Genomic DNA, 8,435 nt, shown 5'->3' with positions numbered 1-8,435 from the left:
CCGGCTGAAGCCGGTTGTCGACCCCCGTCGGGGGTTCTCACCCACCCTCTACGGAGCAATATGCAAAAAAAAAAGTCTGAACGGTTGCTCAGACTTTCTCTTCAAATATGGCGGTGAGGGGGGGATTCGAACCCCCGATACGTTGCCGTATACACACTTTCCAGGCGTGCTCCTTCAGCCACTCGGACACCTCACCGTACTGTTTTATTTCCTCGCCCAGCAGGACGACGGGGCGCTACTATAGGGAGTCGCCTGGTTCTGGTCAAGAAAAATTTCCTTTTTATTATGGCAGGTTAAGACCAGACTCGTGCCTGTCGAATGCGGTCGCCAGAACGTTAAAACCGTGTCCGCCACTGTCCGCAGGGTGACATTAATCTGACACAATATATGAAGGGGTCAGGCGACATAACGTTAGTCTTTGGCTTTCTTTGCTGTCCATCCATGGATCAATAGCGACTGAAAAAAACGCTGAGGCGAACTAAACCCTGATGCTGCAATTAACCGTTCAGTTTGCTCTGGTGCCAGTAACATCAGGCGTTCATTCAGTTGAGCTTTAATCTCTTGTGGGTCACGCTCGGCGTTACTGGCGACGGAATGCATCGCTGCCCAGAACGCCAGTTTTTCGTCGAACCCATCGGCGGCCATATCTCCGGCAATCTCCGCCACAATCATTCGCCCTCCCGCCACTAATTGCGCGTTGATTTGCTGATAGATCCCCATGCGTTGATCGTCCTGAATAAAGTGGGTTACCAGCAGGCACAGTACGGCATCGTAGTCACCGCTGGCCGGAACATCACCGAGATAACCTTCAACCAACTTACATCTGTTGCTGAGCGATTCGAGTTGCAGTTTCCCGGCACAGACGGCGAGCATATCTGGCGAAGGGTCGACGCCGGTGAAATGCCAGCCAGGATGCTTTTGCGCCAGCCGGATTATTTCAGAACCCGTGCCGACGCCAACGCATAATATGCGGGCATTTTCACGCAGATCGCGAAGCAGGATGGCAATCAGCAGATGCAAGTTGTTGGCTATTTCATTTAAACGATGGTTGTAATCATCGTACTGTCGGGAAAATTCGCTGTTGAAAATATCATTGGTATTGTTGGTCATTAAGAATCTCCGGGGTGACAGGCAAGACAGCGTCAGAGTGAATGGCATAGTGATAATGAAAATCCTGCGAAAGTTGGTCCAGTGTGACCTTGCCCAGACGCACAAAAAACTGTGCTTTCGCATCCTGACAGGCTTGACTCCGGGCGCAATTGACGACTTTTCCGACCGGGCATCCGGGAGATTCATTGCCATGAGATAAGGCAATCAATGTCGGTTCTCCAACGGCATACCAGATCGCAGCGAGGATGATTTTGGGCATCTCAGCGGTCAGCATCCAGCCGCCGCCATGACCTTTAATCGAATGTATGCCGGAAAATGGATCGTCTCTTTTCATGTAACTTACAATATTACATTACAAAATGCTGTCAATAGTAAGCTGCAGACGCGGATTTTACTCGGGTTGATTACGCGGCTGAAGACAACACAGTGACAGGGGGCGAGAGGATAAAGCCCAACGATTGGACTAAATTTTGTACTCAACGGAACAAGGGGCGGTATTTTTTCACTCACCTTTATACCCCCACTCACCGTGTAGAAAATCCTATGTCAGTGAATAGTTTCAGCTCTGCAGGCTATGTTATTCCTCCACAGCCATCTGATAACCGTTTTGGTCCGGCTTCCGGGACTTCGGATCTGTCCAGTAAAACACATTCAGCAGGGCAGTCTGGGGGCGGTATTAATTATGGTGCAGCACAATCGGGTGGCAGCGCCCTGAATTTCGGCAACACGATGTCGCAAAAGCATTCTGCGGTTGATGACGCTGGTTCGGACGGCAATACGCAAAATTCCGGCGGAGAACTCAACCAGCAGATTTCACAGTTATTGAGTGAAATACTCAAAATGCTGATGCAGTTTCTGCAACAGAATAGCGGCAACAGCACTGACGACAGTAACGGCTCGCCTGCAACCAGCACTGACAGTGCGGGCAGTGGCTCGCCAGTCGCCAGCGCCTTAAACAATTCACTCTCGTCTGGCGCGGCTGACACCCGTTCGCCAACTGCGGATGCTGGTGCAGCAACCGCCGGCAACGTTGCCCAACCGCCGGAGAAGGCGAGTGCGACTACCCCGGCACAACCGGCACCTTCCACGGCAGCCGGTTCCGGTGGCGTCGATGGTCAGTCATCTTCAACCGCCAGCACTGACTCAGCTGCCGCTGCCAGTACGACCCAGGATTCAGGCAAGTCGGTTGGTAGCGGACCCCGTTCGTTCGATATCACCAACAATGAAGATCATGATATTTCGCTCGGAATGTTCGACAAGGATAATAAGAAAGTCGCTGAGATGAAGCTCAAGCCTGGTGAGATGGGGACAATGAACTATCAGGACAATTTTACCGGCGTAATCAAGCAGGCTGACGCCGATGGTAAATACCAGGACAGCGCCAGCCGACTGGAGTTTTACAATGGCTTTGTTAACACCAGCGACATTGATGGGCGTAACGCGTCAATCAGTGCTACCGACCACAATGGCTTTAATATTGGCGATAACAAAAGTATCGCTGACGACGCGCCGTCAAATATCGTTTCAGAAGATAGCGCCGGTGACAAAACCATTGCAGGCTGGTATGACGGTTCAACCGATACCATGAAAGCGGGTGGGCAGTATATGGAAGATAAGCTGGGCACTGGCGATACCTATATTCACCCGAATGACGATCAGCTCGGACAGGGGAGCAATCCGATGCGACATACCGATGCGATGAACATTGATGTCAGCTTTGGCAAAGCGTAATTCTGAGGTGAGGGGGGCTGACGCGCCCTGTGGTTAGCCGCCCCCTTATCCTCCGAAACCTCCCGCCGACTGAGGCCAGCCGTCTGACACCAGATACGCTGCCGTATACACACCTACAGCCATGCTCCTTCAGCTATCGGGCACCTCACCGTACTGGCTTTAGCACTGAAATGTCGTCTGGCTTGCTGTCATCATAACGACATACTAAAGACGCAAAAATGTCATGGTTGTGTCGCAAACTGGCTCCGTGAAATCTTTAGCAAAACTTTCTCACGGAGCGTTGAGTTTATGAAACATAAATACCGCCTGACCCTGTCATTTATTGCTACGGTTCTCTCCGCTAATGCCCTGGCCGACGTTGCCGCCTACAGCCGCGCTGCACAGGGTGATATCACACAGCCGGGCGGCGCTCGCCGCCTGACGCAGGATCAAACGGACGCGTTGAAGGCTTCCCTCAACAGCAACAAAGCCAAAAACGTCATCCTGCTGATCGGGGACGGGATGGGGGATTCCGAAATCACCGCCGCGCGTAACTACGCGGAAGGAGCGGGCGGCTTTTTCAAAGGCATCGATGCGCTACCGCTGAGCGGCCAGTACACTCACTATGCGCTGGACAAGAAAACGCATAAGCCAGACTACGTTACTGACTCAGCCGCGTCGGCAACGGCCTGGAGTACCGGCGTGAAGTCTTACAACGGTGCGATTGGGGTCGATGTAAACGGTAAGGACCATCCTACTCTGCTGGAAATGGCGAAAAAGGCTGGCAAGGCCACCGGCAACGTCTCCACCGCCGAGCTGGAGGATGCGACGCCAGCGGCGCAAATCGCCCACGTTACCTCGCGTAAATGCTACGGCCCGGAAAAAACCAGCGAGCTTTGCGCTACCAACGCGCTGGAAAACGGCGGCAAAGGCTCCATAGCTGAACAATTACTGAATGCCCGTGCGGACGTCACGCTGGGCGGCGGAGGCAAAACCTTCAGCGAGACGGCCAGGGCCGGGGAATGGCAGGGCAAAACGCTGGAAGAGCAGGCTAAACTGCGCGGCTATCAGTGGGTCAGCGATCTTAACGGTCTCAACAGCGTAAGCGAAGCCAGCCAGCAGCAGCCGGTGCTGGGGCTGTTTGCTCAGGGCAACATGCCGGTGCGCTGGAAAGGCCCGAAGGCCACTTATCACGGTAATATTGACGGCAAGCCGGTGACCTGTGAAGTCAATAACGATCGTCCGGCGAGCACGCCAACGCTGGCGCAGATGACCGACAAAGCCATCGAACTGCTGAGCAAAAACCAGAACGGTTTCTTCCTGCAGGTAGAAGGGGCTTCGATTGATAAGCAGGACCATGCGGCTAACCCTTGTGGGCAAATCGGCGAAACGGTAGATCTGGATGAAGCGGTGCAGAGGGCGCTGGCGTTTGCGCAGCAGGAGGGCAATACGCTGGTTATCGTCACGGCAGATCACGCCCACTCCAGCCAGATAATCGCCAATGACAGCAAGGCGCCGGGCCTGACGCAAACGCTGAACACCAGAGAGGGTGGCGTCATGACCCTCAGCTACGGTAATTCTGAGGAAGACTCTCAGGGGCACACCGGCACCCAGCTGCGCATCGCCGCCTACGGCCCTTATGCAGCAAACGTGGTGGGCCTGACCGACCAGACCGATCTGTTCTATACCATCAAGTCGGCGATGGACATTAAGTAATATTTTCTGGTGAGCCTGGGGGAGCTTCGCTAAGCTGGAATGACAGCTCCCCTTCAGGAATAACTTCATGCGGCAAAGCTTGTTACGCGTTCGCGATGGCCAGGGCGCCAGCGTCTCCTTTTCTGAACTGTTGTTCGATCTGATTTATGTTTTCGCCGTCACTCAACTTTCCCACTATTTACTGCATCACCTGACGCTTATCGGCGCGCTGCAAACGCTGCTGCTGTGGTTTGCCGTCTGGCTGGCCTGGCAATATACCGCCTGGGTCACTAACTGGTTTGATCCCGACACCCGCCAGATCCGCCTGCTGTTGTTTGCCATCATGCTGCTTGGACTGTTCGCCTCGGCCGCGCTGCCTGAAGCCTTTGGCGATCGTGGCCTGATATTTGCCTTGTTCTACATTGCGATGCAGGTGGGGCGCAGTGCGGTAACGCTTTTCTTGCTGCCGGAGAGTCATCTGTTACAACGTAACTTTCAACGCATCCTTGGCTGGATGCTGATTTCGGCAGTGTTCTGGCTGGCTGGTGGCTTCGCGGAGGGCAATGACCGCCTGCTCTGGTGGGCTATTGCGATTGCCTGTATCTATATTTCTCCAATGACAGGTTTCTGGCTGCCGCTGCTGGGGCGCTCTGATGCGTCGAATGAGTGGACGATTGAAGGTCATCATCTGGCCGAGCGCTGCCAGCTGTTTGTGATTGTGGCACTGGGTGAAACTATTCTGATTACCGGCGCGACGCTGAGTGAAATTGCGCACTGGCAGGCGCCGGTGGTGATAGCTTCGCTGGTGGCCTTTGTTGGCAGCCTGGCGATGTGGTGGGTCTATTTTGATACCAGCAGCAAGGCGGGCAGCCACGCCATTCAGCAGGCGGAGAATCCGGGGCAGATGGGCGCATGCTATCACTATGTACATGTGGTGTTGGTCGGCGCGATCATTGTGTGCGCGGTGGCTAATGAGCTGGTGATTGTGCATCCCGATGGTCATATGGAGGCCAGCGCCATTGCCGTTCTGCTGCTGGGCCCGGCGGCCTATCTTGCCGCAAACGGTATTTATAAGACGATGATCTATCGTCGCTTCCCGCTGTCGCATGTTGTTGGTCTGGTGGCGCTGTTAGCGCTGCTGCCGGTGTGTTTTATTACCGATCGGCTGATGATCAACGGCTTAACCACGGTCATCATGATTGTTGTCGCGGGATGGGAAAGCATTTCCCGCGCCAGAAGCGTGGCGCAGCAATAATCCCGTTCAGGCTATTTTGATGCTGGCTGGCTGAGGGGCAGTGCAGATGGCATACTGGCGGCGACCCTATCTGCACTTTCTGGAACTAGCTGAAATGGCGATACTTACAGAGAATAAAGCCACCTCTATGTAATGGTCGAGATGGCTAAACGAGAACCTTGCAATAGGTTTTCTACAATGACGATGGCCATAAGCGTGGGACAATTTTGTTTGCCGTTAACGGTGCCAGTTGCCTGGACGAGATATCAGAAGGGGACAACCAGAGGATTTCCTCAATTTCAGCGGCAGGTTGAACCTCCTGAATGCGCCTTTCTGTGCTGAACATATTGGCATGAACCAGATGTCCGGGTTCATTAGCTGCGATCTCTGTAAATTCGCCAAGCGGTTTAAGTTCCTCAGGCAATAATTCAAGATTCAGCTCTTCCCTGAGTTCCCGAATCAGTGCTGACTTAGCGTCTTCACCTGATTCAATTTTCCCTCCGGGTTGCATAAAATAATCGGTGCCTCTTTTCCTGACAAGGAGTAATCGCCCTTGTCCATCTGTCATGATGGCTGCAGCAATATGGATCGTTTTGGGTTCAGACATGGTGATTTTCGTTCCGTGTGGTCCACTTTGAAACCGGAGGCGTGTAGGTTTTAAAATAATCGATAATATCGTGTAAATTTTCAGAAAACCGAAGCATATTGGCATAGTCTTGCTTCATAAAACCGTCACTTACCATTCGTTGCACCATCACTGTCAGTGGATCGTAAAAGTGATTAACGTTCAGAAACGCAAGGGGTTTATCGTGTATTCCCAATTGTGCCCAGGTCCACTGTTCAAATATTTCCTCAGCCGTTCCAGCTCCCCCCGGCAATGCAATAAAACCAGACGATAATTCTGCCATCATGTTTTTTCTCTGGTGCATGTTATCCACAACCAGAAGCTCGGACAATCCGGTATGAGCTATTTCACGTTCCAGCAAAGATTTCGGAATCACACCCGTCACATGTCCACCATATGCAAGAGCAGCGTCAGCGACAGCGCCCATCAAGCCAACCCGTCCGCCGCCATAAACGATACTTATCCCTTGTTCTGCCAAATATTTACCGACATGACGTGCAGCATCAATGTAAGCCGTTGAATGCCCTTCAGAAGATCCACAAAATATGCCTACGGTGTTCATATTTTCTCCTCAAGCAAATGAAAAACCCTCATAATGGGGAAAATCAAGCGGGCCACATGATAACATCCCCCTCTTTGGTGGAGGAAGTATGGACCCCTGCGGGTGAGTAAAGATATCGGCAGCGGTGCTGCTGGTGGGCAAGGCGGTACTGTTTCTGTCATCCGTCCCTCTTATCCGGCTTAAACCAAAGACGTAGTTTGCGCAGGCATTGTGCTTTACACTGTACGCTGAAAAGACGAAGTAGATAAACGATTAAGTAGGCGATAATGGCGATGAACGGAACTATCACAACGTGGTTTAAAGATAAAGGTTTTGGATTTATTAAAGATGAAAACGGTGATAACCGTTATTTTCATGTGATTAAGGTCGCCAACCCTGAACTGATTAAGAAAGATGCGGCGGTGACTTTCGAACCTACCACCAATAACAAGGGTTTGTCAGCCTATGCTGTGAAAGTCGCACCGGAAAGCAAATATATCTATATCGCTGGCGAGCGTCTTAAGCTCACGTCGATCAAAAATTACCTGGTTTACAGCGAAGAAGTGCCTGTCGAGACACGCATTGATAAAGAAGATGTGGTGCTGTCTGTGGGGGTACTGATGAACAGTATCAGGCCGAAGTCAGCCGCAAAGCCTGGCGGAATGCGTTCACTGAAAAAACTGGCGATTACCACTTTCCAGGGAACGACATTAATCTTCTCGGCAGATGAGATAGACATCGATGCCACGGTGAAACTGCTCAAGGTCTGAAATAATTCGGACTCAATCTGACCCGTACTCCTGTTGACGAATGGCGCAGGATGTCGGGGCGGAGTCACTCCCACACATTATTCAACCGGTTTAGAAACGAAGATGACAAAACTCACCTTACAAGAGCAGATGCTCAAAGCTGGATTAGTGACCAGCAAAAAAGTGGCCAAAGTTCAAAGAACGGCAAAAAAATCAAGGGTTCAGGCTCGTGAGGCAAGGGCGGCTGTGGAAGAAAATAAAAAAGCGCAGCTTGAGCGTGATAAACAGCTAAACGAACAGCAAAAACAGGCTACTTTATCTAAAGAGTATAAAGCTCAGGTGAAGCAGCTTATTGAAATGAACAGAATTAATATTTCAAAAGGTGATATTGGTTTTAACTTCACAGATAATAATTTAATTAAAAAAATAGTTGTGGATAAGCTTACACAAGCTCAGCTGATTAGTGGTCGCCTCGCCATTGCTCGCCTGGTTGTTGATAACAGTGACGTCAGTGAATACGCTATTATCCCCGCAAGCGTAGCCGATAAAATTGCGCAGCGAGATGAGAAAAGTATTGTATTGAATAGCGCATTGAGTCAGGAAGAACAGGATGAAGAAGATCCGTATGCCGATTTCAAAGTGCCTGATGATTTGATGTGGTAATTGACGTTTTGCAGAGAGGGGCTCACGACGCACGTCCATGTGCCTCGCCCTTCGGGCAGTTCGTCCGCAGGGCGTCCGACCTGTCCAACCGGCTGAAGCCGGTTGTCG

Annotated in this window: 9 protein-coding genes and 1 tRNA gene; 5 read left to right on the top strand and 5 right to left on the bottom strand. The window is 51.7% G+C overall.

What is annotated here, in order from left to right:
• Positions 1-108: 108 nt before the first annotated feature.
• The 3 genes from NG99_RS27280 to NG99_RS27270 all read right to left on the bottom strand — a co-directional run bounded on the left by NG99_RS27280 (position 109) and on the right by NG99_RS27270 (position 1,444).
• Positions 109-196: transfer RNA gene (locus NG99_RS27280), tRNA-Ser, on the bottom strand.
• A 215-nt stretch (positions 197-411) separates the two neighbouring features.
• A complete protein-coding gene (locus NG99_RS27275; RefSeq protein ID WP_034900031.1) occupies positions 412-1,110 on the bottom strand; it encodes a class I SAM-dependent methyltransferase in 699 nt (232 codons plus the stop codon).
• A complete protein-coding gene (locus NG99_RS27270) occupies positions 1,091-1,444 on the bottom strand; it encodes an Rrf2 family transcriptional regulator (RefSeq protein ID WP_157032739.1) in 354 nt (117 codons plus the stop codon). Before NG99_RS27270 ends, NG99_RS27275 begins: the two co-directional genes overlap by 20 nt.
• A gap of 395 nt (positions 1,445-1,839) precedes the next feature.
• On the opposite strand from NG99_RS27270, the gene NG99_RS27265 reads away from it, so the two are divergent.
• From NG99_RS27265 to NG99_RS27255, 3 genes are all read left to right on the top strand, one after another.
• A complete protein-coding gene (locus NG99_RS27265) occupies positions 1,840-2,841 on the top strand; it encodes a hypothetical protein (protein WP_157032738.1) in 1,002 nt (333 codons plus the stop codon).
• 288 nt (positions 2,842-3,129) lie between these two features.
• The gene (phoA, locus tag NG99_RS27260) at positions 3,130-4,536 is read left to right on the top strand and encodes an alkaline phosphatase (RefSeq protein WP_034900027.1); all 1,407 of its coding nucleotides are present in this window, start codon (positions 3,130-3,132) and stop codon (positions 4,534-4,536) included.
• A gap of 67 nt (positions 4,537-4,603) precedes the next feature.
• Positions 4,604-5,770 carry a low temperature requirement protein A gene (locus NG99_RS27255; RefSeq protein ID WP_034900026.1) on the top strand — a complete coding sequence of 389 codons (1,167 nt, stop codon included), beginning with the start codon at positions 4,604-4,606 and terminating at the stop codon, positions 5,768-5,770.
• Positions 5,771-5,942: 172 nt separating this feature from the next.
• Here NG99_RS27255 and NG99_RS27250 read toward each other — a convergent pair whose 3' ends face one another.
• Positions 5,943-6,356 (bottom strand): NUDIX hydrolase, encoded by a 414-nt coding sequence (locus tag NG99_RS27250; RefSeq protein WP_034900024.1) that lies wholly within the window; start codon positions 6,354-6,356, stop codon positions 5,943-5,945.
• Positions 6,349-6,936, bottom strand: a complete 588-nt coding sequence (locus tag NG99_RS27245) for an LOG family protein (protein WP_034900022.1) — start codon at positions 6,934-6,936, stop codon at positions 6,349-6,351. The genes NG99_RS27250 and NG99_RS27245 overlap by 8 nt, the downstream gene beginning before the upstream one ends.
• A 266-nt stretch (positions 6,937-7,202) precedes the next feature.
• Here NG99_RS27245 and NG99_RS27240 point away from each other — a divergent pair, with 266 nt between their 5' ends.
• Together NG99_RS27240 and NG99_RS27235 are read left to right on the top strand one after the other, a co-directional pair.
• Complete coding sequence (locus NG99_RS27240) at positions 7,203-7,685, top strand: cold-shock protein (RefSeq protein ID WP_034900020.1); 483 nt, start codon at positions 7,203-7,205, stop codon at positions 7,683-7,685.
• Between the two features lie 102 nt (positions 7,686-7,787).
• A complete protein-coding gene (locus NG99_RS27235) occupies positions 7,788-8,327 on the top strand; it encodes a DUF2058 domain-containing protein (protein ID WP_034900018.1) in 540 nt (179 codons plus the stop codon).
• Positions 8,328-8,435 lie beyond the last annotated feature (108 nt).

This window comes from Erwinia typographi, assembly GCF_000773975.1.
GTDB lineage: Bacteria > Pseudomonadota > Gammaproteobacteria > Enterobacterales > Enterobacteriaceae > Erwinia > Erwinia typographi.
The sequence above is the reverse complement of the archived record's forward strand: the minus strand, read 5'-3'. Positions and strand labels throughout refer to the sequence as shown.